The sequence below is a fragment of the Rugamonas sp. DEMB1 genome, assembly GCF_029834475.1.
In the GTDB taxonomy this organism is placed as follows: Bacteria; Pseudomonadota; Gammaproteobacteria; order Burkholderiales; family Burkholderiaceae_D; genus Rugamonas; species Rugamonas rubra.
The window spans coordinates 6,231,448-6,254,704 of record NZ_CP122407.1 but is presented as its reverse complement, the minus strand read 5'-3'; the positions used below and the strand labels follow the sequence as shown (position 1 = coordinate 6,254,704).

At 67.3% G+C, this 23,257-nt stretch carries 22 protein-coding genes and 1 pseudogene; 6 read left to right on the top strand and 17 right to left on the bottom strand.

Going from position 1 to position 23,257, the window contains the following annotated elements; all coding sequences use genetic code 11:
* Positions 1 to 120 precede the first annotated feature (120 nt).
* The 3 genes from QC826_RS28805 (at position 121) to QC826_RS28795 (ending at position 1,979) form a co-directional block, all read left to right on the top strand.
* Positions 121 to 483: a hypothetical protein gene (locus QC826_RS28805; protein WP_093385647.1), complete on the top strand. Its 363-nt coding sequence runs from the start codon at positions 121 to 123 to the stop codon at positions 481 to 483.
* A gap of 117 nt (positions 484 to 600) precedes the next feature.
* Positions 601 to 1,203, top strand: a complete 603-nt coding sequence (locus tag QC826_RS28800; protein WP_279763476.1) for an alpha-ketoglutarate-dependent dioxygenase AlkB family protein — start codon at positions 601 to 603, stop codon at positions 1,201 to 1,203.
* A 215-nt stretch (positions 1,204 to 1,418) separates the two neighbouring features.
* Positions 1,419 to 1,979: an outer membrane beta-barrel protein gene (locus QC826_RS28795; RefSeq protein WP_279763475.1), complete on the top strand. Its 561-nt coding sequence runs from the start codon at positions 1,419 to 1,421 to the stop codon at positions 1,977 to 1,979.
* 178 nt (positions 1,980 to 2,157) lie between these two features.
* On the opposite strand, the gene ettA is transcribed toward QC826_RS28795, so the two are convergent.
* Positions 2,158 to 3,825, bottom strand: coding sequence for an energy-dependent translational throttle protein EttA (gene ettA / locus QC826_RS28790; protein ID WP_279763473.1), 1,668 nt, complete (start codon positions 3,823 to 3,825; stop codon positions 2,158 to 2,160).
* Positions 3,826 to 3,946: 121 nt separating this feature from the next.
* A complete protein-coding gene (rarD, locus tag QC826_RS28785) occupies positions 3,947 to 4,888 on the bottom strand; it encodes an EamA family transporter RarD (RefSeq protein WP_279763472.1) in 942 nt (313 codons plus the stop codon).
* 191 nt (positions 4,889 to 5,079) lie between these two features.
* On the opposite strand from rarD, the pseudogene QC826_RS28780 reads away from it, so the two are divergent.
* The 3 genes and pseudogenes from QC826_RS28780 to QC826_RS31850 form a co-directional block, all read left to right on the top strand.
* Positions 5,080 to 6,452: pseudogene (locus QC826_RS28780) on the top strand (potassium transporter Kup); the annotation flags it as partial.
* Positions 6,432 to 6,992 (top strand): KUP/HAK/KT family potassium transporter, encoded by a 561-nt coding sequence (locus QC826_RS31855; protein WP_409567908.1) that lies wholly within the window; start codon positions 6,432 to 6,434, stop codon positions 6,990 to 6,992. The pseudogene QC826_RS28780 and the gene QC826_RS31855, both read left to right, overlap by 21 nt.
* A 107-nt stretch (positions 6,993 to 7,099) precedes the next feature.
* On the top strand, positions 7,100 to 7,981 hold the full coding sequence (locus QC826_RS31850) for an FKBP-type peptidyl-prolyl cis-trans isomerase (protein WP_409567726.1): 882 nt from the start codon (positions 7,100 to 7,102) through the stop codon (positions 7,979 to 7,981).
* 132 nt (positions 7,982 to 8,113) lie between these two features.
* On the opposite strand, the gene QC826_RS28765 is transcribed toward QC826_RS31850, so the two are convergent.
* From QC826_RS28765 to metE, 15 genes are all read right to left on the bottom strand, one after another.
* The gene (locus QC826_RS28765) at positions 8,114 to 8,566 is read right to left on the bottom strand and encodes a GNAT family N-acetyltransferase (protein ID WP_279763471.1); all 453 of its coding nucleotides are present in this window, start codon (positions 8,564 to 8,566) and stop codon (positions 8,114 to 8,116) included.
* Positions 8,567 to 8,735: 169 nt separating this feature from the next.
* Entirely contained in the window at positions 8,736 to 9,161 is a 426-nt protein-coding gene (locus QC826_RS28760; protein ID WP_093385629.1) for an organic hydroperoxide resistance protein, read from the bottom strand.
* Between the two features lie 260 nt (positions 9,162 to 9,421).
* Positions 9,422 to 9,718 (bottom strand): Txe/YoeB family addiction module toxin, encoded by a 297-nt coding sequence (locus QC826_RS28755; RefSeq protein ID WP_279763470.1) that lies wholly within the window; start codon positions 9,716 to 9,718, stop codon positions 9,422 to 9,424.
* A complete protein-coding gene (locus QC826_RS28750) occupies positions 9,681 to 9,968 on the bottom strand; it encodes a type II toxin-antitoxin system Phd/YefM family antitoxin (protein ID WP_279763469.1) in 288 nt (95 codons plus the stop codon). Before QC826_RS28750 ends, QC826_RS28755 begins: the two co-directional genes overlap by 38 nt.
* A 244-nt stretch (positions 9,969 to 10,212) precedes the next feature.
* Positions 10,213 to 11,256 (bottom strand): histone deacetylase family protein, encoded by a 1,044-nt coding sequence (locus QC826_RS28745; protein WP_279763468.1) that lies wholly within the window; start codon positions 11,254 to 11,256, stop codon positions 10,213 to 10,215.
* Positions 11,257 to 11,275: 19 nt separating this feature from the next.
* Entirely contained in the window at positions 11,276 to 12,874 is a 1,599-nt protein-coding gene (gshA, locus tag QC826_RS28740) for a glutamate--cysteine ligase (protein ID WP_279763467.1), read from the bottom strand.
* A 248-nt stretch (positions 12,875 to 13,122) separates the two neighbouring features.
* A complete protein-coding gene (gene prmC, locus QC826_RS28735; protein WP_279763466.1) occupies positions 13,123 to 14,001 on the bottom strand; it encodes a peptide chain release factor N(5)-glutamine methyltransferase in 879 nt (292 codons plus the stop codon).
* Entirely contained in the window at positions 13,998 to 14,471 is a 474-nt protein-coding gene (locus tag QC826_RS28730) for a disulfide bond formation protein B (RefSeq protein ID WP_279763465.1), read from the bottom strand. The genes prmC and QC826_RS28730 overlap by 4 nt, the downstream gene beginning before the upstream one ends.
* Before the next feature lie 172 nt (positions 14,472 to 14,643).
* Positions 14,644 to 15,720, bottom strand: coding sequence for a peptide chain release factor 1 (gene prfA / locus QC826_RS28725; RefSeq protein WP_279763464.1), 1,077 nt, complete (start codon positions 15,718 to 15,720; stop codon positions 14,644 to 14,646).
* Positions 15,721 to 15,818: 98 nt separating this feature from the next.
* Positions 15,819 to 17,093: a glutamyl-tRNA reductase gene (gene hemA / locus QC826_RS28720; RefSeq protein WP_279763463.1), complete on the bottom strand. Its 1,275-nt coding sequence runs from the start codon at positions 17,091 to 17,093 to the stop codon at positions 15,819 to 15,821.
* 130 nt (positions 17,094 to 17,223) lie between these two features.
* On the bottom strand, positions 17,224 to 17,913 hold the full coding sequence (locus tag QC826_RS28715; RefSeq protein ID WP_093385606.1) for a response regulator transcription factor: 690 nt from the start codon (positions 17,911 to 17,913) through the stop codon (positions 17,224 to 17,226).
* A 716-nt stretch (positions 17,914 to 18,629) separates the two neighbouring features.
* On the bottom strand, positions 18,630 to 18,881 hold the full coding sequence (gene minE, locus QC826_RS28710; RefSeq protein WP_093385603.1) for a cell division topological specificity factor MinE: 252 nt from the start codon (positions 18,879 to 18,881) through the stop codon (positions 18,630 to 18,632).
* Between the two features lies 1 nt (position 18,882).
* Positions 18,883 to 19,698 carry a septum site-determining protein MinD gene (gene minD / locus QC826_RS28705; protein WP_093385600.1) on the bottom strand — a complete coding sequence of 272 codons (816 nt, stop codon included), beginning with the start codon at positions 19,696 to 19,698 and terminating at the stop codon, positions 18,883 to 18,885.
* Positions 19,699 to 19,735: 37 nt separating this feature from the next.
* Entirely contained in the window at positions 19,736 to 20,533 is a 798-nt protein-coding gene (minC, locus tag QC826_RS28700; protein WP_279763461.1) for a septum site-determining protein MinC, read from the bottom strand.
* A 307-nt stretch (positions 20,534 to 20,840) separates the two neighbouring features.
* Complete coding sequence (gene metE, locus QC826_RS28695; protein WP_279763460.1) at positions 20,841 to 23,210, bottom strand: 5-methyltetrahydropteroyltriglutamate--homocysteine S-methyltransferase; 2,370 nt, start codon at positions 23,208 to 23,210, stop codon at positions 20,841 to 20,843.
* Between the last annotated feature and the right edge of the window lie 47 nt (positions 23,211 to 23,257).

Here is a 23,257-nt window from a genome sequence, read left to right as displayed (position 1 = left end):
CAAGGGAATTAGCAATAAGCTTGATTCTTGGAATGTTTTCTACAAGAATCTAGAACTCAGAAAAACAGGTCAACACGAGAACGCGGGCCCGGCCCGGGCCATTTGCATAGGGGTAAGAGCATGTTATTTCTGAAAAGTACCAACGTCACCAAGGCACCTGGCATCTACGAGGTCGATATCGCGGCCAAACCACCCGGCAAGACCTACGGCGTGTTCCTGGCCACCGATCCGGACAATCCGCCCACCGAAGTGCTGGCCGCGCTCGCCGCGCTGGGCTTCCAGGGCACCTACAGCTCCGGCTACACCCACAAGGACCGCGGCAAGGTGCTCGACCTGCACTTCCAGAAGGACGGCACCGACCTGTTCAAGGGCTGGAAGGACGAGGAGCGCGAAGTCAACATGGCCGCCATCACCAGTCTGTTCAGCGGCATCGGCATCGAGATCGCGCCGCGCGTGATGTCGCTGGCGGAAGCCTACGCCTGATGTAGGGCTCTCCGGCCAAGGCCGGGGGCCTCAGCCCAGCACGTCGATGTGGTACAGCGCGCAGGGGCAGGAGGCGAAACGCTCCGGCAGCGCCTTGGCCCCCGTATGATAACGCGCATGGACCTGTTTTCCGACCACGCCGCCGCCACGCTGTGCCCGATTCCGATCGAGGACGGCGAACTGTCGTTCATCCAGTGCCTGCCGCTGGGTTTGCCGCCGGACGAGGTCATGGCCAGGCTGCTCGCCGAGACCGACTGGCAAGCCGAGCACATCACCGTCTGGGGCAAGCGCCACGCCCAGCCGCGCCTGAGCGCCTGGCACGGCGAGAAGGCCTACCGCTATTCCGGCATGACCTTGGCGCCGCTGCCGTTCACCCCGCTGCAACTCGAACTCAAGCGGGCGGTCGAAACTGCCAGCGGGCGGCGCTTCAACAGCGTGCTGCTCAACTACTACCGCGACGAGCGCGACAGCATGGGCTTCCACAGCGACGACGAGGCGGAACTGGGGCCGCGGCCGGCCATCGCCTCGCTCAGTTTCGGCGCGCCGCGCAACTTCATCCTCAAGCACAAGCGCCGGCCGCTGACCGTCAAGCTGGCGCTGGGCGGCGGCAGCCTGTTGCTGATGGCGGGAAGCCTGCAGCAGCACTGGCGGCACGGTATCAACAAGCAAAGCCGGCCCTGCGGGCCGCGCCTCAACCTAACCTTCCGCAACATCTATTAAGTTCGCTCAACTCCGCCGTAAACCTCTTCAGCATGCAGATATTCACAGTAGTATTGTCTGTTTGATACTGTTAAATATCCACTTACATCTCGTCACACTTCTTACGACTTGGGCATGCACGTGGCCTGCCGAGGGTGCTATCTTGGTCGCATCGCAATTCAGAGAACTGCGATCCCAAGCAAGTCCACAAACTATTTTGCTGAAAGATCCACATCATGAAAAAAATTCTGTTCGCATTGATTGCCAGCGCCACCGCCCTGACGGGTGTTGCCCAGGCCGCCGACGCCGGCACCGCTTACGTCGGCGCCGGCCTGGTCGGCAGCCGCTACAAATTCGACGTTCCTAACAGCAGCAGCACCGATGACCGCAGCGGCAGCAAAGTGTCGGGCAAGCTGTTCGCCGGCTACAACCTGGACAAGAACTGGGCGGTTGAAGGTGGTTATACCGATTTTGGTAAAAATACCTACAACTACACGAAGAACGGTGTCACCGGCAAGATCGAGAGCAAATCCAACTCGCTGTATCTGGCCGGTAAGTACAGCCAGCCGATCAACGAACAGTTCGCCGTTTTCGGCAAACTGGGTGTGGCCCGCAACAGCAATAAGATAAACGGCAACAAAGGCGACAAGACCGGCTTGTACGCCTCGGTGGGTGGCGAGTACGCGATCAACAAGAACGTCTCGCTGTCGCTCGAGTATGAACACTACGGCAAGAACGAAAGCGACTTGGGCCGCAAAAACGGCGCCATCACCGGCGGCCTGCGCTACAACTTCTAAACGGCCCTTCCAGGGCCGGGGGGCGCCTTGCGGCGCCCCCCGGCTTGTCCAGTCGAGGCCGGATGCGACAGCGGCGGTCCTGGTGCCGCTAATGTCCTTGTGTCCGCCTCCCCCGACAAAAAAAAACGGCACGGTCTTGATGACCGTGCCGTTTTTGTTTTTGCCGCCGTAAGCAGACTTACACCGTCAGTGGCTTGTAGCGGATGCGCTTGGGCTTGGCGCCCTCCTCGCCCAAACGTTTCTTCTTGTCGGCTTCGTATTCCTGATAGTTGCCGTCGAAGAAGGTCACTTGCGAGTCGCCCTCGAAGGCCAGGATGTGGGTGGCGATGCGGTCGAGGAACCAACGATCGTGCGAGATCACCATCACGCTGCCGGCGAACTCGAGCAGCGCGTCTTCCAGCGCGCGCAGGGTTTCCACGTCCAGATCGTTGGACGGTTCATCGAGCAGCAGGACGTTGCCGCCCATCAGCAGGGTCTTGGCCAGGTGCAGACGGCCGCGTTCGCCGCCGGACAGGTTGCCGACGATCTTTTGCTGGTCGCCGCCCTTGAAGTTGAAGCGGCCCAGGTAGGCGCGCGACGGCATCTCGAAGCGGCCGACGGTGAGCATGTCGGCGCCGCCGCAGACGTCCTCGAAGACGGTCTTGCCGTCGCTGAGCGAGTCGCGGTTCTGGTCGACGATGGAGACGCGCGCGGTCTGGCCGATCGCCACTTCGCCGCTGTCCGGCTGTTCCTTGCCGGTGATCATCTTGAACAGCGTCGACTTGCCGGCGCCGTTCGGGCCGATGATGCCGACGATGGCGCCGGCCGGCACGGTGAACGACAGGTTGTCGATCAGCAGGCGGTCGCCGAAGGCCTTGGTGACGTTCTTGAACTCGATGACCTCGTTGCCCAGGCGCTCGGCGACCGGGATGAAGATCTCCTGCGTCTCGTTGCGCTTCTGGTATTCGTGCTCGGACAGCTCGTTGAAGCGGGCCAGGCGGGCCTTCGACTTGGCCTGGCGGCCCTTCGGATTCTGCCGCACCCATTCCAATTCCTTGGCGATGGTCTTCTGGCGCGACGACTCGGTGGCCTCCTCCTGCTTCAGGCGGTTGCCCTTCTGCTCCAGCCAGGACGAGTAGTTGCCCTTCCACGGGATGCCGTGGCCACGGTCGAGTTCGAGGATCCACTCGGCGGCGTTGTCGAGGAAGTAGCGATCGTGGGTGATGGCGACGACGGTGCCGGGGAAGCGCAGCAGGAACTGCTCGAGCCAGTCGACCGATTCGGCGTCCAAGTGGTTGGTCGGCTCGTCGAGCAGCAGCATGTCGGGTTTCGACAGCAGCAGGCGGCACAGCGCGACGCGGCGCTTCTCGCCGCCCGACAGCACGCCGATCTTGGCGTCCCAGGGCGGCAGGCGCAGCGCGTCGGCGGCCATTTCCAGTTGCAGGTTCAGGTTGCCGCCGTCGGAGGTGGAGATGATCGCCTCCAGCCGCGCCTGCTCGTTGGCGAGCGCGTCGAAGTCGGCGTCCTCCTCGGCGTAGGCGGCGTAGACGGCCTCCAGCTTGGCTTGCGCCTCGAACACCTCGCCCAGGCCGGACTCGACCACCTGGCGCACGGTCTGCTCGGGGTCGAGCACCGGTTCCTGCGGCAGGTAGCCGATGTTCAGGCCGGGCATCGGCACGGCCTCGCCCTGGATGTCGGTGTCGATGCCGGCCATGATTTTGAGCAGGGTCGACTTGCCGGAGCCGTTCAGGCCCAGCACGCCGATCTTCGCGCCCGGGAAGAAGGACAGCGAAATATCCTTGAGGATCTGGCGCTTGGGCGGAACGATTTTGCCCACGCGGTTCATGGTGTAGACGTAATTTGCCATTGAGAATCTCGGTGAAAATAAAGAAAATGGGCGGAAATGCCGAAGAGGACGACAGGATACGATAAATCGTCCCGGCCGCACACTAAATTCAGCCGGGCCGGGGCGGCCCGGCCGGCCTGTATCACCCGGGCCGGCCCGGGCGCGGCGGCACCGGCGCGGCCGGGTGACGCAGGCCTGGCGGCCTCAGCCGGCGCGCCGGCGCGCCGCCCACAGGCACCTCGGCCACGTACAGGCCCAGCGCGCCCCAGATGACGGCGAAGCCGGCCAGCCGCTCCGGCGTGAAGACCTCGTGGAAGTAGACCACGCCGAGCAGCATCTGCATGGTCGGCGAGATGTATTGCAGCATGCCCAGCACCGCCATCGGGATGCGCCGCGCGCCGGCGGCGAACAGCAGCAGCGGGATGGCGGTGATCGGCCCGGCCGCCGCCAGCAGCCAGCGGGTGGCGTCGTGCCCGCCGTTGAGGAAGGTGTTTTGGCCGTGCAGGCTGAGCCAGACCACGTAGGCCAGCGCCGCCGGGAACAGGATCATGGTCTCGAAGGACAGGCCCTCGAGCGCGGCCAGCGCCGCCATCTTGCGCAGCAGGCCGTAGCCGCCGAAGGTCAGGCCCAGCGTCAGGGCGATCCAGGGCAGCTGGCCGGCCTGCCAGGTCAGCCAGGCGACGCCGCAGGCGGCCAGGCCGACGGCCAGCCACTGCGGCCGGCGCAGCTTTTCCTTGAGCACCAGCAGGCCGAGCAGCACGTTGACCAGCGGATTGATGAAGTAGCCCAGGCTGGCGTCGATGACGTGGCCGTTGTTGACGGCCCAGATGTAGACGAACCAGTTGGCGGTGAGCAGCACGGCGCTGGCGACGAAGCCGGCCACCACGCGCGGCTCGTGGCGCAGCCGCAGCAGCCACTTCCACTGGCCGCGCACGCTCAGCACTATGCTCAGAAACAACAGCGACCACAGCATGCGGTGCGCCAGGATCTCCAGCGGCGGCACCTCGCCGATGGCGTGGAAATACAGCGGGAACAGGCCCCAGCAGAGGAAGGCCAGGGTGGCGTAGACGATACCGGTGTTCATAGGGGGGCGCGGGGCGGCGGCGACAGGGCCGGACATTATCGCCGAATTGCCGCGCCGGCGCCGGCGCCGCCGGCGCCGCCGTTTTTCGAATAGGCCGGCGGCGCCGCGCGGGGTACACTGTTGCATGTGATACAGACGAGGTCGAGACGCATGTCAAAATATTCTTGCTATTTGCAAATACTTATCCTATTGTGCAACGCACCAAAACAACAACAGGTGCAATCTTGACCGCGCAACACTCCTCCAAAAGCTCGCTCGCCGCGCTGACCCTGGCCGCCGTCGGCATCGTCTACGGCGACATCGGCACCAGCCCGCTGTACACCCTGAAGACCATCTTCGACCCCGAGCACGGCCTGGCGCTGAACACGCCCAACCTGCTCGGCATCATCTCGCTGATCTTCTGGGGCCTGACGATGATCGTCTCGCTCAAGTACGTCAGCCTGGTGTTGCGCGCCGACAACCGCGGCGAGGGCGGCATCATGGCGCTGATGGCGCTGGCGCTGAACTCGGTCAACAAGATCTCCAAGTGGCACTTCCCGCTGATGATGCTGGGCGTGTTCGGCGCCACCATGTTCTACGGCGACAGCGTGATCACCCCGGCCATCTCGGTGCTCGGCGCGATCGAGGGCTGGAGGTGGCCGCGCCCGGCATGGCGCAATACGTGGTGCCGCTGACCATCATCGTGCTGGTCTCGCTGTACGCCGTGCAGCGCCACGGCACGGCCGGCATCGGCCGCTGGTTCGGCCCGATCATGGTGGTCTGGTTCGCCGCGCTGGCCGTCATGGGCCTGGTCAACATCGTCGAGGCGCCGCAGGTGCTGGCCGCGCTCAACCCGCTGCTGGCGCTGCGCTTCATGCTGGAGAACCGCTTCATCGCCTTCATCGCGCTCGGCGCGGTGGTGCTGGCGCTGACCGGCGCCGAGGCGCTGTACGCCGACATGGGCCACTTCGGCAAGCGGCCGATCCGCTTCGCCTGGTTCCTGATCACCTTCCCGGCGCTGGCGCTGAACTACCTGGGCCAGGGCGCGCTGCTGATGAACCATCCGGAGGCCATCTCCAACCCCTTCTTCCAGCAGCTCGGCGCCTGGAGCGTCTACCCGCTGGTGGTGCTGTCGACCATGGCGGCGGTGATCGCCTCGCAGGCCACCATCTCCGGCACCTTCTCGATGACCAAGCAGGCCATCGCCCTTGGCCTGCTGCCGCGCATGCGCGTGCTGCACACCTCGGAGAGCGAGATCGGCCAGATCTACATCCCGGCCGTCAACTGGCTGCAGCTGATCGTCGTGCTGATCGCCGTGGTCGGCTTCGGCTCGTCGGACAAGCTGGCCGGCGCCTACGGCATCGCCGTCACCGCCACCATGCTGGCCACCACGGTGCTGACCTTCTTCGTCATCCGCTACCGCTGGAACCTGCCGCTGTGGCTGTGCTTCGGCGCCACCGGCTTCTTCATCGTCATCGACATCCTGCTGTTCTCGGCCAGCACGCTGAAGTTCTTCCACGGCGGCTGGTTCCCGATCCTGCTCGGCGCCGTGCTGTTCACCGTGATGATGACCTGGAAGCGCGGCCGCGCGCTGGTGTTCGAGAACCTGCAGAAGCACGCCATCCCGCTGGAGGACTTCCTGCAGTCGCTGTTCGTGGCGCCGCCGACGCGGGTGCCCGGCACCGCCATCTTCCTGCGCGGCGAGAGCGACGGCGTGCCGCACGCCCTGCTGCACAACCTGTCGCACAACAAGGTGCTGCACGAGCGCGTGGTGTTCTTCACCGTGCACATCCTCGAGGAGCCCTACGTGGCCGAGAACGAGCAGGTGCGCATCACCGAGCTGGGCCACAACTGCTACCAGCTCAATGTGCACTACGGCTTCAAGGACGAGCCGGACATCCCCAAGGTGCTGGCCCTGTGCGCCCAGCACGATCTGCCGTTCGAGATGATGGAGACCTCCTTCTTCATCGCCCGCCAGACCGTCATCTCGACCCCCGGCGCCGGCATGGCGCCGTGGCGCGAGCACCTGTTCGTGGCCATGTCGCGCAACGCCCGCGGCGCCGCCGACTACTACCAGATTCCCACCAACCGGGTGATCGAACTGGGCACCCAGGTGGAAATTTGAGACAAAAAGTTGTAACCGAATGTAGCGGCCGCGGGGAGCTCCACGCGGTCTGCTAAACTTCGCCAGCTAGCGGCGCGCGCGCCACCACCAACAAGACAAGGGTCACCATGAAATCGAAGTTTCACATTCTCGCGGCGCTGGTTTGCGCGGCGGCCTTGACCGCCTGCGGCGGCGGTTCCAGCAACAACAACAGCACGCCGGCGGTGGTGCAGCCGGCCTTTAGCACCAGCGACAACAACAGCGCGGTCCTGCCCGGCGCCGTCAAGGCGGAAGCCGGCAAATCCATCACCGTCCACTACACCGGCTGGCTGTACGACGCCAGCAAGGGCGACAAGAAGGGCGGCAAGTTCGACAGTTCGGTCGACCGTGGCCAGCCGATCAACATCGTGCTGGGCACCGGCCAGGTCATCGCCGGCTGGGAACAGGGCCTGCCCGGCATGCTGGTGGGGAGCAAGCGCACCCTGGTGATCCCGGCCAACCTGGCCTACGGCGCCGGCGCCAAGGACGCGCAGAAGGACGCCAGCGGCAACGTCCTGAAGGGACCCAGCGGCGTCCCTTACGTCGGCATCCCGGCCAACTCGGCGCTGCTGTTCGAGATCGAACTGATCAGCGTAAACAGCGTCGTGCCGCCGGTCGACGTGTTCCCGCCTGCGCTGGTGAAGACCGACCTGGTGGTCGGCGCCGGCGCCGAGGCCGTCGCCGGCAAGGCGCTGACCGTGAACTACACCGGTTGGGTCTACACCAGCTTGACCAGCGACAACAAGGGCGCCAAGTTCGACAGCTCGGTGGGCGGCAAACCCTTCGAGTTCACCCTGGGTGCTGGCAAGGTCATCAAGGGCTGGGACCTGGGCGTGGTCGGCATGAAGGTCGGCGGCACGCGCCGCCTGGTCATTCCGGCCGACCTGGCCTACGGCGCCGCCGGTAGTCCGCCGGCGATCCCGGCCAACGCCTCGCTGCTGTTCGAGATCGAACTGTTGACGGTCAAGTAAGCCGGAGGCGCGCCGCCGCGCGCCGCCGATGGAACAGGGCGACTTCCGGGTCGCCCTTTTTTTTCGCCCGGCTTTTTTGGTCGGCGCCGGCGCTCGATCGCGCGGCGCCGGCGATGGCTTCGGGCCGAGCTACTAGCGCAGCATGTCGACGTGCGCGATGCCGTCCTCGTCGTAGGGCGCGCTGACGGTGCGGAAGCCGAAACCGGCGTAGAACCGCTCCAGCCGCTGCTGCGCGCCGATGCGGCAGGCGTGGCCGGGATGCAGCCGCTCGGCGTGGGCCAGGCCCTGCGCCACCAGCAGGCGGCCGACGCCGCCGCCGCGCGCCGCCTGGGTGGTCAGCACGCGGCCCAGCGACATCTCGGCGTACTTGGCGCCCGGCGCCAGGCAGCGCAGATAGGCCACCAGCTCGCGCCCGCCGTCGACCTGCCGCCAGCCCATCAGGTGGTGGGCGGCCGGGTCGTGGCCGTCGATGTCCGGGTAGAGGCAGGTTTGCTCGAGCACGAACACCTGCTGGCGCTGGCGCAGCACCTGGTACAAGTCGGAGTTGGGGATGTCGTCGAACGACAGCCATTGCCAGTCAATCATGTGCGCCTCGGAGCGGATCGGAGCGATGATTGTAAGGCAGGGCGGGAATCGGCGTGCCGACGCAAGTGGCGCCGCGCTCCACGGGGGAGGGCGGCGCCGTTGACGCTGCGCCGGGCGGACGGCCGCGCGGCCGTCCTGCGTCGCTTACACCAAGGCTTAGGCCCGGGGCTTAGACCAGGGTCAGGGTGACGTCGATGTTGCCACGGGTGGCGTTCGAGTACGGGCAGACGATGTGGGCGGCGGCGACCAGCTTCTCGGCTTCGGCGCGGTCCAGGCCCGGCAGCGAGATCTTCAGTTCGACTTCGATGCCGAAGCCGGTCTCGATGGCGCCGATGCCGACCGTGCCTTCGACCGAGACGTCGGCCGGGACGGCGATCTTGTCGCGGCCGCCGACGAATTTCATGGCGCCGATGAAGCAGGCCGAGTAGCCGGCGGCGAACAGTTGCTCGGGGTTGCTGCCGACGGCGCCGGCGCCGCCCAGTTCCTTCGGCGTGGTCAGTTTGACGTCGAGCACCTGGTCGGACGAGACGGCGCGGCCTTCGCGGCCACCGGTTGCGGTGGCGTTGGCGCGGTACAGGACTTGTTTGATGGACATGATGGTTTCCTTTTCAGTGAGTGGGAACAGTGTTGTTCGAGAATAATGCAACAAAATTGTTTGCTATTAAATAGCAAGCTACTTACTTCAAAAAACGACTACGGGGTGTTCGCTTACGTCCGGCGCCGCAACTGCGCCGCCCATGAGCACACTATAGATCGCACACAATTAAATAGCAAGCGATATTTATCGGTGCTTGAAGCGCGTGCTTGCAAGCCCAGCGTGGCCGACGCGGCGTTGGCAGCATGCCTTCAACATCATCAGTAGTGGTAGCGGCAGCCCACGATGTAAATGGTGCCGCCTTCCGCCACATAAAGCAGGCGATGTTCGCGGTCGATGCGGCGCGACCACAAGCCAGTCAAGTTTCCTTTCAGCGGCTCAGGCTTGCCCGTTCCTTTGAAAGGGTTGCTCATGCATTCATCGATCAGGTCGTTGATCCTTTCGACCAGTTTGGGATCTTCCTTCTGCCAGTATTGATAGTCTTCCCAAGCAATTTCCGTAAAGGACACGGAGGACTGCTTAGCCTGCTCTTTGTTTTTTGTTTTGCTGTTTTTCATTCCGGATCAGCTCCATTGGGCGGGTCTTGCCGGCTTTTAGCTGTTCAAATGAGGCCATCAAACGGCTGGCGTTGTTCGGCGAGCCGAGGAGGTACAGCGTTTCCTCAATGCTGTTGAAATCCGCCAATGACAACATCACGACAGGTTCGCCGCTTTGGCGGGTAATGATTGTCGGGCTGTGGTCGGTACAAACGTCGTCCATCACCGCCTTCAGTCCAGCGCGAGCCTCGCTAAAAGTAAGGATGTTCATGATTTACCTCTCACCGCCGAGGGTGTCCGACCAGCTTCAGACCACCTAGGCAAAACGAAAACAAGAAGGGAGAACTGCCGCACCCCAATTCACAAGGCGCGCACGAGAAGGAAGGTGATAAACAGTTGAGTCGAATAGCTGGTGCTTCTCCGACCCCGTCGGAACATTGTACGTATTTCTGTACATTGCGTCAAACGAAGAGGACACCTCTATTCGACGTAGGATCATTGCCAGTGGCCCGGACCTACAAGGCCGTCTCGAAGCCTTCGAGCACGTTCACCACGTTGACGCCGAGCTCCTTGACGGCGTAGCCGCCCTCGAAGATGAAGACGGTCGGCAGGCCCAGGTAGGCCAGCCGCTCGCCCAGGCGCAGGTAGTCGGCGCTGTGCAGGGTGAAGCGCGACAGCGGGTCGCCGGCGAAGGTGTCGACGCCGAGCGAGACCACCAGCGCGTCGGCGCCGAAGCCGGCCAGGCGGATGCAGGCCGTCTCCAGCGCGGCGAACCAGGCCGGCGCGCCGCTGCCGGGCGGCAGCGGCAGGTTCAGGTTGTAGCCCAGGCCGGCGCCCTCGCCGCGCTCGTCGGCGTGGCCCAGGTAGAACGGGTACTCGTGGCGCGGGTCGGCGTGCAGCGAGATGAACAGCACGTCGGCGCGGCCGTAGAAGATGCTCTGCGTGCCGTTGCCGTGGTGGTAGTCGAGGTCGAGCACGGCGACCTTGCCGGCGCCGTCGTCGAGCAGGTGCTGGGCGGCCAGCGCGGCGTTGTTGAGGAAGCAGTAGCCGCCGTAGAAGTCGGCGCCGGCGTGGTGGCCGGGCGGCCGGCTCAGCACGAAGCTGGCCCGCTCGCCCAGGCGCAGCGCGTGGGCGGCGTTGACGGCGCAGTCGGCGCCGGTCTTGGCGGCGGTCCAGGTGCCGGCCGTCAGCGGCGTGCCGCTGTCCATCGAGTACAGGCCCAGCTTGGCGCTGAAGTTGTCCGGCTCGACGTCGTGGCGCAGCGTGCGCACCGGCCACACCGAGGCGATGGCGTCGCGCCCGGCGTTGGCCGGGTCGAGCGCCAGCCAGTCGCTCCAGGCGTGGCGCAAAAAGTGCAGGTAGCGCGGCGTGTGGATGCGCTCGAGCGACATCAGCGGCACGCCCTGCGGCGTGACGATGCGGCCCAGGCCGCGCCGGCCCAGCTCGGCCAGCACGGCGTCGGCCCGCGCCGGCGTCTCGAAGCAGGGCACCATGGCGCCACGGAAGAACTCGCCGCGGCCGTGGTGCAGGCCGTGCTGCTCGTTGTAGAAGGTTAGCACCGCCGGCCCGCCCGCGCGCTCAGTCGCAGTCGCCGCTGTTGTGGCACAGGTTGCTGGCGCGGTAGGCCGCGACGTAGTCGTCGAAGTCGATGTGCGGCGCGCGCTCCATCTCGTCCTGCTCGGCCAGCGAGGCGCCGGCCAGGCCGTCGAAGTAGCCGGCCTCGGCGGCCGTGGGCGGATGGGCGCGGAAGTGGGCGGCGTGGCGCTGGCTCTGGCGCAGGCCGAAGGCGGTGAAGGAGCCGCCGTTGCCGCGCAGCTCGGCTAGCACGCGCGCCGACGGCGTCAGCTCGGGGTCGGCCAGCTTGGCCGCCTGCGCCGTCAGCGCCTCGGCGTGGACCGCGTCGCCGCGCGCCGCGTCGAGCAGGGCCGCCACCGGCGCGATGCGCGCCAGCAGCTCCTCGCCCAGCTGGCGCAGGCCGACCTCGCGCGCGCCGTCGCGCAGCGTCAGGCCGGGCCGGCGGCCCTCCTTGACGGTGCGGGCGAAGTTCTCGGTGTGGCGGGCGCCCTCGGCCTCGTCGATCGGGGCGCTCTCCTCGAGCGCGCAGAAGAGCAGGAAGGCGTCGAGGAAGCGGCCGGTCGGCACGCTGATGCCGACCGGCTCGAACGGGTCGACGTCCATGCAGCGCACCTCGATGTACTGCACGCCGCGCGAGCACAGCGCCTGGATGGGACGCTCGCCGGTGCGGATCACCCGCTTCGGCCGGATCGTCGCGTAGTACTCGTTCTCGATCTGCAGCACGTTGGTGCTCAGCTGGACCCATTCGCCGTCCTGCTTGGTGCCCAGCTTGGCGTAGGGCTCGTAGGGCTGGTTGACCGCCTTGGTCAGCGCGGCGACGTAGCTGTCGAGGCAGTTCTCGTGCGGGCTGAGGCCGGACTGGGCGTCGTTCTGGTAGCCCAGGTCGCTCATGCGCAGGCTGGTGGCGTGGGGCAGGTAGAGGGTGTCGTCGGAGAGCCGCTCGAGGTTGTGCTGGCGGCCGCGCAGGAAGCAGCTCGACAGCACCGGCGAGGCGCCGAACAGGTACATCAGCAGCCAGCTGTGGCGGCGGAAGTTGCGGATCGTCGCCAGGTAGCGCTCGGACTGGTAGGCCATCGCCGAGCGCTGGCCGGCGCCCTCCTCGTGCTCGGCCAGCACGCGCCACAGGCGTTCGTCGAGCGAATAGTTGTAGTGGATGCCGGCGATGCATTGCATCGCCTTGCCGTAGCGCAGCGCCAGGCCGCGCCGGTAGACGTGCTTGAGCATGCCCAGGTTGGACTTGCCGTACCAGGCGATGGTGATGTCGGGCTCGCCCGGCAGCAGGCAGGGCATCGACTGGCTCCACAGCAGCTCGCCGCCCAGCTTGCTGTAGGCGTAGCGGTGGATGCCGTCGAGCTTGTCAATTGTCGTGGCGATGTCGGTCTCGGCCGGGGTGATGAACTCCAGCAGCGCCTCGGCGTAGTCGGTGGTGATCTGCGGATGGGTCAGGGCCGAACCGAGCGCGACGGGATGCGCCGTCGCCGCCAGGTGGGCCTGCGGGTCGACCCGCAGGGTTTCTCGCTCGATGCCGCGCAGGCCGCCCAGCAGCGCGTGGTGCTGCCGGTCGGCCAGCAGGGCCAGGCGGCGAGTCAATAGATTGGACAATTTGATCTTCCTTTCTGTGCATCAAACAAAATATTTGTGCGAGAGTAACCGAAAACAGGCAAGCGCGTCGGCGGTGGCGCCAAGTCGGTCCGGCGCCGTTCGGCGCGGCCGGCTGGCGGCCGGGGATTGCTTGATATATTAACAAAAGTCGCGGCGGCGGGGCGCGGCCGGCATTGATGCTACGCCAAGGCGGTGCGCCAAGGCGGCGCGCCAAGGCGGTGCGCCAAGGCGGTGGCCGCGACTGTGCGCTACGGCACGCGGCCGCCGCTGACCCGCTCGATGCCGGCCAGGTCGCACCAGCTCTGCACCTCGGTATATCCTTGATTACTCAACAATTCGCGCACGGCGGCCGACTGGTCGTAGCCGTGCTCCATCAGCAGCCAGCCGCCGGCCACCAGGTGGCGCGGCGCGCCGGCGACGATGCGGCGCAGCGCCGCCAGGCCGTCGGCGTGGTCGGTCAGCGCGCCGACCGGCTCGAAGCGCAAATCGCCCTCGGCCAGGTGGCGGTCGCCGCTGGCGATGTAGGGCGGGTTGGAGACGATCAGGTCGAACACCTCGTCACCGCCGCCATGGTCGCCTTGCAGCGCGGCGTACCAGTCGCTGTGCAGCAGGCGCAGGGCGACGCCGTTGCTGGCGGCGTTGCGGCCGGCAACGGCCAGCGCCTCCGGGCTGACGTCGAGCGCGGTGACGGCGGCGTCGCGCCGGCTGTGCGCCAGCGCGACGGCGATGGCGCCGCTGCCGGTGCCCATGTCGAGCAGGCGGCCGCCGGTGGGCAGGCGCTCGAGCGCCAGTTCGACCAGCAGCTCGGTGTCGGGACGGGGGATCAGCACGGCCGGCGTGACCTCGAAGGGCAGGCCGAAGAACTCGCGCTGGCCGACTATGTAGGCGATCGGCTCGCCGGCCAGGCGGCGCGCCAGCAGCGCGGCCAGGCGCCGCGCCTCGTCCTCCGTCAGCAGGCGTTCCGACTGGGTGATCAGGCCGACGCGCGACAGGCCCAGCGCGTGGCACAGCAGGATGCGGTTGTCCAGCGGGTCGAGCGCGCTGCGCACCTGCAGCGAGGCGATGCTGGCGCCGGCGACAAGCGCCGCCGCTTCCGCCGTCAACGGCGGCCGACCCTGGCCGCTCATGCGCGGCGGCGGCGCAGCAGCGCCCAGGCCAGCGCCAGGGCGCAGATGCCGAACCACAGCAGTGCCCATTGCGGGATCGACAGGCCGAACCACGGCGCGGTGGCGTCCTCGCACAGGCCGTCGGCGCGGAACACGGACGGCAGCAGCGTCGCGGTGGGGATCTTGTTGAGGATGGTCTCCATCGGGTCGATGCCGCAGGACAGGCCGGGATGGGCCAGCACGTACAGGTGCTTGCCGGCGGTGCCCAGGCCGCCCAGCGCGGCGGCCAGCGCGAGCAGCACGCCCGGTGCCGAATTGCGGCCGGCGGCGCCCCACAGGCAGCCGACGGCGATGGCCAGGAACAGGTAGCGCTGGATCACGCACAGCGGGCAGGGCAGCATGTCCAGCACGTGCTGCAGGTACAGGGCGGTGGCCAGCAGGCCGAGGCAGGCGGCGGCGAGGGCCAACAGCAGGGTACGCGTTTGAATCATGGGCAATTCCGGTCAGGTTAGGGAAACGGCGGCGAACGGCGCGGCGCGGACGACGACAAGGACGACGGCGGTGGCGGTGGCGCCGCGCAGCGGCTCATTCTCGCATAAAGCCGTCGGGCCGATCTTAGCCGGCCCTTAAACTTTCGCCGCCGCCGCCGCCGCCGCGCCGCGCCTAGTCGCCCAGCGCGGCCAGCAGCTCGGCCTGGTGCTCGGCGGCCAGCGCGTTGGTCAGCTCGACCAAGTCGCCGTCCATGATGAAGTCCAGCTTGTACAAGGTCAGGTTGATGCGGTGGTCGGTCATGCGGCCCTGGGGGAAGTTGTAGGTGCGGATGCGCTCGCTGCGGTCGCCCGAGCCGATCAGGCTCTTGCGGGTGGCCGCCTCCTGCGACTGCTGGGCGCGCAGCTGCACGTCCTTGATGCGCGCCGCCAGCACCTTCATCGCCGAGGCCTTGTTCTTGTGCTGGCTGCGGTCGTCCTGGCACTCGACCACGATGCCGGTCGGCAGGTGGGTGATGCGCACGGCCGAGTCGGTCTTGTTGATGTGCTGGCCGCCGGCGCCGGAGGCGCGGTAGGTGTCGATGCGCAGCTCGGACGGGTTGATGTTGACGTCCTCGACCTCGTCGGCCTCGGGCATCACCGCCACCGTGCAGGCCGAGGTGTGGATGCGGCCCTGGGTCTCGGTGGCCGGCACGCGCTGCACGCGGTGGCCGCCCGACTCGAACTTCAGCTTCGAGTACACGCCGTTGCCGACCAGGCGCACGATCACCTCGCGGTAGCCGCCCAGGTCGGACGCCGACTCCGACACCATCTCCACCTGCCAGCGGTTGCGCTCGGCGAAGCGGGTGTACATGCGCAGCAGGTCGCCGGCGAACAGGGCCGACTCGTCGCCGCCGGTGCCGGCGCGGATCTCCAGGAAGATGTTGCGCTCGTCGTTGACGTCCTTCGGCAGCAGCATGGCCTGCAGCTCGCGTTCGAGCGCCGTCATGCGCGCCTTGGCCGACTCGATCTCGTCCTGGGCGAAGTCCTTCATGTCCGGGTCGGCCAGCATCTCCTGGGCGGTGGCGATGTCGGCGCTGGCCTCCTGGTAGTGGTGGAACAGCGCCACCAGCGGGCCCAGTTCGGCGTGCTCGCGGGTCATTTTGCGGTAGCTGTCCATGTTGGCGGTGGCGCCTTCGGACATCAGCAATTGGTCGAGTTCAACCAGGCGGTTCGCCAGTTGCTCCAGCTTGGCCAGCATTGATGGTTTCATAGCTTATTCGGTGAGAGTGTTCGTCGTGGATGGGGAGTCGGCGCGCGCCGGGGCGGCGCCGGCCGCCGGCGCGCGGCGGCGGGAAAACGGCAGGGACGCTAACGGCGGCCGCGGAACAGCTGCGGCAGCAGGGTGGCCAGCTGGGCCCGTTCCTCGCCCTGGGCGCGGTGCAGCGCCTGTTGCGGGCCGTGCATGAACTTGGCGGTCAGGCCGCGCGACAGCGCCTCGAGCACGGCGTCGACGTCCTCGCCCTTGGCCAGCAGCTTGCGGGCGCGCTCGAGCTCGTGCAGGCGCAGCGCCTCGCCGCTCTCCTGCAGGCCCTGGATGACCGGCACCACGGCACGGTCGTCGATCCAGTGCATGAAGGACTGGACGCGGGTTTCGATGATGGCCTCGGCCTGGGCCACGGCGGCCTGGCGGTTCTCCATGCCGGTCTGCACCACCTTGCCGAGGTCGTCGACGGTGTACAGGAAGACGTCGCTGAGGCGGCCGACCTCGGCCTCGATGTCGCGCGGCACGGCCAGGTCGACCATGAACATCGGCTTGTGGCGGCGCGCCTTGATGGCCCGCTCGACCAGGCCGAGGCCGATCAGCGGCAGCGACGAGGCGGTGCAGGAGATGACGATGTCGAACTGGTGCAACTGGGTCTGCAGCTCGGCCAGGCGGATCGCGCGGCCGTTGAAGCGGTGCGCCAGCAGTTCGCCGCGCTCCATGGTGCGGTTGGCGATGGTGATGCTTTTCGGGTTCTGCGCGGCGAAGTGGGTGGCGCACAGCTCGATCATCTCGCCGGCGCCGATGAACAGCACGTTCTGCTCGGCGATCTTGTCGAAGATGCGCTGCGACAGGCGCACGGCGGCGGCCGCCATCGACACGCTGTGGGCGCCGATCTCGGTGGTGCTGCGCACCTCCTTGGCCACCGAGAAGCTGCGCTGGAACAACTGGTGCAGATAGGTGCCCAGGCCGCCGGCGGCGTCGGCGGTGCGGATGGCGTCCTTGATCTGGCCCAGGATCTGCGTCTCGCCCAGCACCATCGAGTCGAGCCCGGAGGCGACGCGGAAGGTGTGGCGCACGGCGTCGTGCTGCGGCAGCAGGTACAGGTGGGGGCGCAGCTCGGCGTAGTTGAGCTTGTGGAAGTCGGCCAGGAAGTGGGCGCCGGCGTCGAGCGAGTCGGCGCCGTGGCTGGCCGCGTACAGCTCGGTGCGGTTGCAGGTCGACAGGATGGCCGCCTCGTCGCTGCCGTGCGGGTCGTGCCGCTCGAACCAGGCGCGCGCCGCCACCACCGCCTGGCCCAGTTGCTCGGGGGCGAACGCCAGCTGCTCGCGTAGGGACACGGGAGCGGAGTGGTGGTTCAGGCCGACGGCGAGCAGTTGCATTTCGGGACCAAGCAGGAGACGTTGAGCGACATTATACCGTGTTGCAAGGGCATCCTGCCCGGCGATCGGGGCCGGCGCCGCCGGACGGCCGTGGCGGCGGCCCGCTGGTTTGGCAAACAGCGGCGCGGGCTCAGGCGCCCAGCTTCTCCAGCCGGTAGCCGTAGCTGTACACCGGCACCAGGCGGAAGCCGTTCTCCGGCTTCAGTTGCAGTTTGTTGCGCACGCGCGAGACGTGGGTGTCCATGGTGCGCGACGGCACGGCCGTCTCGCGTATCCACACCGCCTCGTGGATGTAGGCGCGCGACAGCGGCCGGCCGATGTTGCGGAAAAACAGCAGCGCCAGGTAGAACTCCTTGTGCGTGACGTCGAGCACGATGCCGTCCATCAGCAGGCGGCCGGGCCGCGTCTCGAAGATGTACTGGCCGAACTGCAGCTGCTCGGCGCCGTTCTGCGCCGGGTAGGCGCGCCGCAGCAGCGCCTGCACGCGCGCCACCATCTCGCTGCGGCGCAGCGGCTTGATCATATAGTCGTCGGCGCCGGCGGCCAGGCCGGCGACGATGTCGTCCTCGCCCGAGCTGGTGGTCATGAACATCACCGGGGCGTTGTCGGTCAGCTTGTCGCGCACCCGGCGCAGCACCTCGGCGCCGCTCAGGTCGACCACCTGCCAGTCGAGGATCAGCATGTCGTAGCTGTCCTTGCGCAACTGCGCCTGCAGGTCCTTGCTGGTTTGAAAACTATGGCAGGCGTGGCCGGCCGACGTCAGCACCTGGCATATCAGATCGGCTTGGCTGCGGTCGTTATCAAGTACGGCGATTCTCATGATTGAACAGGATAGAGCGACCGGCGGCACCACTTCTGCCACCCGTCGTGAAATGTTAAGGAATAGTCACTTTGAATATAACAGAGATTTACAAAATTAGTTAGTAAAAAAGCTAAAAACTTTTCTTTTGGACATAAATGTTACTTTTATGCGAACTCGGCTGACGTTTATACGGTACACCGTAACATGGCCGAGTTCAATCAAAAAATGGCCGGAAAGCAAGTCTGCATGCGGCCTGGCGGCCCTCGCGGGGGCCGAAAAACGCGCCGGCGGGGTCGGCGGAACAGTACCGGGGGAGTACCGGCTCATAGGGCGGACGGCGACGCGGCGGCCGCCGCGCCGGCGGCAATTGGCGCTGGCGCCGTCTGTGGCGCGCCTGCCTCTTTTTTCGGGCGGCGGTCGCGGCGGCGGCGCGCGCCCGGGTGGCGGGCACGGCGACGGCGTGCGGCGACTTGTATAGGCGGACGGGGCGGCGCGGCGGACGACGCGGTTAGCGTGCTAAGGGGTAAGTTTGTGACACGAAGCATGCCACGGGGAATTGAACCGGGAGTGCGGCAGGGCATGCAGGGACGCTGCCCGACGGGGCGGCGGCGGCCCGGGGGGCGGCGGCGGCCGGCAATGGCGCCGGCCGGCAGGGCGCCGGCGCCGCTGGGGGCGCCGGGCCGGCGGCTTTACGGCATTGCCGGCAACACCGGCAATGCCGGGATCGCAGCGGATCAGGCGTCCGGCAGCACCACGTTGACGTCGAGCACCTCCAGGTTGCCCTGGCGGTCCAGCGAGATCTTGATGTCGTCGGCGTTGACCTTGGTGTACTTGGAGATCACCTCGATCAATTCCTTGTGCAGGGCGGGCAGGAAGTCCGGGCCGCCACGGCCGTTGCGCTCGCGCGCGATGATGATCTGCAGCCGTTCCTTGGCCGCCGAGGCGGTTTTCGGTTTGGAAGGGAACAGAAAGGAAAGCAGAGCCATGTCACTTGCTCCCAAAAATGCGCTGCAGCAGGCCGGGCTTTTCGTAGGTGGTAAAGCGCAGCGGCACGTCCTGGCCGAGGAAGCGCGAGACCACGTCTTCGTAGGCCTCGGCCACGTCGGTGCCCTTGAAGTGGATCGCCGGGTTGCCCTGGTTGGAGGCGTGCAGCACCGATTCCGACTCGGGGATGATGCCGATCAGGGGAATGCGCAGGATCTCCTGCACGTCCTCGTGCGACAGCATCTCGTCGGCCTCGACCCGTTTCGGCGAGTAGCGGGTGATCAACAGGTGTTCCTTGACCGGTTCGCCGCCCGTCTGGGCGCGGCGCGACTTGGCCTGGATGATGCCGAGGATGCGGTCGGAATCGCGCACCGACGACACTTCCGGGTTGGTGACGATGATGGCCTCGTCGGCGAAGGTCAGCGCCATCAGCGCGCCGTGCTCGATGCCGGCCGGCGAGTCGCAGATGATGTACTCGAAGCCCATGTTGATCATCTCGTGCAGCACCTGTTCGACGCCGTCCTCGGACAGGGCGTCCTTGTCGCGCGTCTGCGAGGCGGGCAGGATGAACAGGTTGTCGCAGTGCTTGTCCTTGATCATGGCCTGGGTCAGCGAGGCCTCCTTGTTGATCACGTTGATCAGGTCGTACACCACGCGGCGTTCGCAGCCCATGATCAGGTCGAGGTTGCGCAGGCCGACGTCGAAGTCGATCACGGCGGTCTTGTGGCCGCGCATGGCCAGGCCGGTGGAGAAGCTGGCGCTGGAAGTCGTCTTACCGACACCGCCCTTGCCGGACGTTACAACAATAATTCTTGCCACAAATAATCCTTTTCAGAGTGCGAGCGTAAGCCGGGGCTTAGGCGCGGGATGCGGAATTGACAGATAGTATATCGATTCGGTCGCCGACCAAGCGAATTTGCGCCGGCACGCGGGCGAACTCGGCGGGGAAACCGTCCTCGAAGGTGCGGTAGACGCCGGCGATCGAGACCAGCTCGGGCGCCATGCCCAGCGCGAAGATGCGGGCGTCGGCGTTGCCGGAGGCGCCGGCCAGGGCGCGTCCGTTGAGGGTGTTGTAGACGTGGATGCTGCCGTCGGCGATGATCTCGGCGCCGTTGTTGACGACGGCGGTGATGATCAGGTCGCAGCCGCGCGCGTAGATGCGCTGGCCGGCGCGCACCGGCGTGTCGATGATCATGGTGCCGGGCGTGAGCAGGGCGGTGGCGGCGCCGGCGTTGGCCAGCGCGGCCGGGCCGGGCACCGGCAGCGGCGCGGCCGGCGCGGGCGCCGGCTTGGCCGGCTTGGCCTCGGCCGCCTCGGCCTCGTCGCGGCGGCGGTTGGCCGGCTCGACGGTCAGGCCGTGGGCGGCGATCGCCGCCGCCATCTCGGGCGCGGCGTTGCGCACCGCCACCGGGTTCAGGCGGTACTGCTTGAGCAGGGCGATGATGCCGTCCCAGTCGACCGGCTCGGCGCTGGGCGCCAGGTTGCCGATGTCGATGACGGTCAGGTCGTCCTCGAAAAAGTCGGTGCTGCCGCCGGTCATCTCCTTGAGCGCGGCGTCGAGCGCGATGCGGTCCGCGGTGGAGAGGATGGCGGACACCGCGACCACGGTGGAAATCTTGATCTCGATCGGCTTTTGGAACAGGCTTTTGGACATGGGCGAAATGATTAGTGGGTCGGCGACAGGCTGGGGCCAGTGTGCCCTCCGCTGCCGCCTTGGCGATAACGTCGCGCTGATGCGCGGGCACAAGCATTTTACTGTGGAAAGCGGGGAAATGGGAGGGCGCGTGCAATCAAACGGCGCGGCCATGCGGGCTGGCGGCCGGCGCGCGCGCCGGGGCGGGGAGCATGCGCCGCCGAGTCTAGAGGAAAACCCAGCGGCGTGCATCGAGGGTCAGACCCTAGGGTCTGACCCTGGTTTGTTGCCGTTGGGCGGCTCGCCGGCGCCTCGGCCGGGCGGCCTACTAGGCGGCCTGCTCGGCGCGCAGCTGGCGCGCCGCCGCCACCATGTGGCGCAGCGCCGCCTCGGTCTCGGGCCAGCCACGGGTCTTCAGGCCGCAGTCCGGGTTGACCCAAAGGTTGCCGGCGGGAATGACCGCGCTGGCCTTGCGCAGCAGGCGCACCATCTCGGCGGCGTCGGGCACGCGCGGCGAGTGGATGTCGTAGACGCCGGGGCCGATCTCGTTGGGGTAGCGGAACTGGCCGAAGCCGCCGAGCAACTCCATGTCCGAGCGGCTGGTCTCGATGGTGATGACGTCGGCGTCCATCGCGGCGATCTGCGGCAGGATGTCGTTGAACTCGGCGTAGCACATGTGGGTGTGGATCTGCGTCGTGTCGGCCGCCGCGCCGGCGGCGACGCGGAAGGCGCGGGTGGCCCAGCCCAGGTACTCGTCCCAGCGGCCCCGGCGCAGCGGCAGGCCCTCGCGCACGGCCGGCTCGTCGATCTGGATGATGGCGATGCCGGCCTGTTGCAGGTCGGCCACCTCGTCGCGGATCGCCAGCGCCAGTTGCAGCGCGGTCGTCGCGCGCGGCTGGTCGTCGCGCACGAAGGACCATTGCAGGATGGTGATGGGGCCGGTCAGCATGCCCTTCATCGGCCGCGCCGTCAGGCTCTGCGCGTGCACCGTCCAGTCCACCGTCATGGCGCGCGGCCGCGCCACGTCGCCGAAGATCACCGGCGGCTTGACGCAGCGCGAGCCGTAGGACTGCACCCAGCCGTAGCGGGTGAAGACGAAGCCGTCGAGTTGCTCGCCGAAGTATTCGACCATGTCGTTGCGCTCGGCCTCGCCGTGCACCAGCACGTCCAGCCCCAGCGCCTCTTGGCGTTGCACGGCGTCGGCGATCTCGGCTTGCATGGCGCCGCGGTACTGGCCGGCGTCCAGTTCGCCGCGCTTGAAGCCGGCGCGGGCGGCGCGGATCGCCGCCGTCTGCGGGAAGGAGCCGATGGTGGTGGTGGGGAACAGCGGCAGGCGCAGCCGTTCGCGCTGCGCCGCCTGGCGCGCGGCGAAGGGCGCGGCGCGGCGGTCGGCGTCGGCCGGCAGCGCGGCCAGGCGGGCCGCCACGGCGGCGTTGTGCACCCGGCCGCTGGCGCGCCGCCCGGCGATGGCGTGGCGCGAGCGTTGCAGGGCGGCGGCGGTGTCGGCGCCGGCCAGGGTCTGTTGCAGCAGGGCCAGCTCGGCCAGCTTTTCCGAGGCGCAGGCCAGCCAGCCGCGCACCTCGGCGTCGAGCTGGTCCTCCCCGGCCAGGCTGAACGGCACGTGCAGCAGCGAGCAGGAGGTGGCCAGCCACAGCTTGCCGCCGCGCTTGGCCAGCAGCGGCGCCAGCGCGGCCAGCGCGGCGTCGAGGTCGGTGCGCCAGATGTTGCGGCCGTCGACGATGCCGACCGACAGCACCTTGTGGTGCGGCAGCCAGTCGGCGATGCTGGTCAGCTCGTGGGCGGCGCGCACGCCGTCGACGTGCAGGCCGGCCACCGGCAGGCGGCAGGCCAGGCTCAGGTTCTCCTCCAGCGGCGAGAAATAGGTCGCCAGCAGCAGCGGCACGCCGACCTGGTTCAACTGCCAGTAGCTCGGGTCGAAGGCGCTGCGCCACTCGCCGGGCAGGTCGAGGCCGAGGATGGGCTCGTCGATCTGCACCCAGGCCACGCCCAGCGCCTTCAACTGGTCGAGCAGGGCGCCGTAGACCGGCAGCAATTGTTGCAGCAGCGACAGGCGGTCGAAGCCGGCCCGCTTGCTCTTGCCCAGCCAGAGGAAGGTCAGCGGCCCCAGCAGCACTGCCTTGACGGCGTGGCCCAGCGCCTGCGCCTCGGCCACCTCGGCCAGCAGGCGCTCGCCGGCCAGGGCGAAGCGGGTCAGCGGCGAGAACTCCGGCACCAGGTAGTGGTAGTTGGTGTCGAACCACTTGGTCATCTCCAGCGCGGCGCCGTGGTGGCCCTCGTGGCCGGACGGTTCGGCGGGTTCGGCGTGCCCGCCGCAGGCCGGGTTGCCGCAGGCGGCGGCGTCGTTGCCGTCGACATTCTTGCCGACGCCGCGCGCCATGGCGAAGTAGCGTTGCAGCGGCGGCGTGGCCGGCTCGAAACCGAAGCGCGCCGGCTCGCAGCCGAACAGCTGGATGTGGTTGGCCACCTGGTCGTAGAAGGCGAAGTCGCCGACGGTGACGAAGTCCAGGCCGGCGTCGCGCTGCAGCGCCCAGTGGCGCGCGCGCAGTTCGCGGCCGGTCTGTTCCAGCGCCTCGGCCGTGGTCTCGCCGCGCCAGTGCGATTCCAATGCGTGCTTCAGTTCGCGCTTGGCGCCGATGCGGGGGAAGCCGGGAATGTGGGTTTGTATATTTTTTGTCATGATGTCATTCGCATTTAATAATGGTGCGATAAAGTGTGCCGCAATCT